The sequence below is a fragment of the Aliiroseovarius crassostreae genome (assembly GCF_001307765.1).
GTDB classification, from domain to species: Bacteria; Pseudomonadota; Alphaproteobacteria; order Rhodobacterales; family Rhodobacteraceae; genus Aliiroseovarius; species Aliiroseovarius crassostreae.
Genome location: NZ_LKBA01000021.1, coordinates 1 through 1,130, shown reverse-complemented (window position 1 = coordinate 1,130; position 1,130 = coordinate 1). Strand labels below are relative to the sequence as shown.

The 1,130-nt window shown below is 55.8% G+C and carries 2 protein-coding genes and 1 pseudogene; 2 read left to right on the top strand and 1 reads right to left on the bottom strand.

Annotated features, from left to right (window positions below):
• Positions 1–38: 38 nt before the first annotated feature.
• Positions 39–380: pseudogene (locus AKJ29_RS15780) on the bottom strand (transposase); the annotation flags it as partial.
• Positions 381–510: 130 nt separating this feature from the next.
• On the opposite strand from AKJ29_RS15780, the gene AKJ29_RS15775 reads away from it, so the two are divergent.
• Positions 511–885, top strand: a complete 375-nt coding sequence (locus AKJ29_RS15775) for an IS5 family transposase (RefSeq protein ID WP_055190382.1) — start codon at positions 511–513, stop codon at positions 883–885.
• 19 nt (positions 886–904) lie between these two features.
• On the top strand, positions 905–1,130 hold a 226-nt coding region (locus AKJ29_RS19030), incomplete at its 3' end, for a transposase (protein WP_161805463.1).

Below are 1,130 nucleotides of genomic sequence, written 5' to 3'. Positions count from 1 at the left end.
CGAACATGATCTCGATCACTGCCCGGCAGTGATCAGGCGCCCACGCCCCCCTTTTTGACGCCCAGACTGGACGCTGTACGATGGGCTTTCAGATAGGTCGCATCGATCATGATCGTCGTCAGGTCCGTCGCTTCCGCAGCCAACCCTTCAAAGATCCTGGCAAAAACACCCATCTCGCTCCAACGTCTCCAGCGATTATAGAGCGTCTTCGGCGGGCCGTATTCCCTGGGCGCATCGCACCACCGTAAGCCATTGCGATTGATGAAGATTATCCCACTCAACACCCGCCGATCATCAACCCTCGGCTTGCCATGGCTCTTGGAAAAAAACGGTCGCAGCCGCGCCATCTGTTCGTCGGTCAGCCAAAAAAGATTGCTCATGATACCCCCTGAAAGTCTGGGGGGTGAAGCATGCGACCAATGCGATCTCAAGCCGATTAATGGGGCCTGAGCCTAGGGCGTAGACCTATAAACGCTGATGTGATTCAAGATGTGAAATCCGGGGGGGTTCATGTCGTCGCATTTCTGGCTCACCGAAGAACAGTACAATAAAATCAGGCCCTTGTTGCCCAATACGCCGCGCGGTGTTCCGCGTGTCGACGACCGGCGCGTGTTATCGGGCATCATTTTCTGCATTCAGCGAGGCTATCGCTGGTCCGATGTGCCGCCGGAATATGGCCCCGCCAAGACGCTCTACAACCGCTACAAACGCTGGTCTGAAGCAGGCGTTTTCGAGCATGTGTTCGAAACTTTGGCGCGGGAGACGGCAGATCTTTCCACGCTGATGATCGACGCCAGCCATGTCAAAACCCATCGCATCGCAGCCAATGGTGCCAAAAAAACACCGGCGAAGGACGGGATATCGGCAAGACAAAAGGCGGGTTGAATTCAAAGCTGCATCTGGTGTGCGATGGCAGTGGCAAGCCGGTCCATCTGCATCTGACCTCAGGCATCGAGCCGATATTACCCATGCGAATCAATGCCTTGAGCCATATATTGCCAGGGGAACCACCGTCATTGCAGACCGAGGTTACGACGCAAATCACCTGCGCGACTGGCTGAGCGACGCCAAGGCAACCGCCTGCATCCCACCGCGCAAGAACCGCAAAATGCAATTCGAATATGACGCAG

Bases quoted from the DNA above. Each gene is read 5' to 3' on its own strand.
- AKJ29_RS15775 (WP_055190382.1), top strand. From the start codon at position 511: ATGTCGTCGCATTTCTGGCTCACCGAAGAACAGTACAATAAAATCAGG.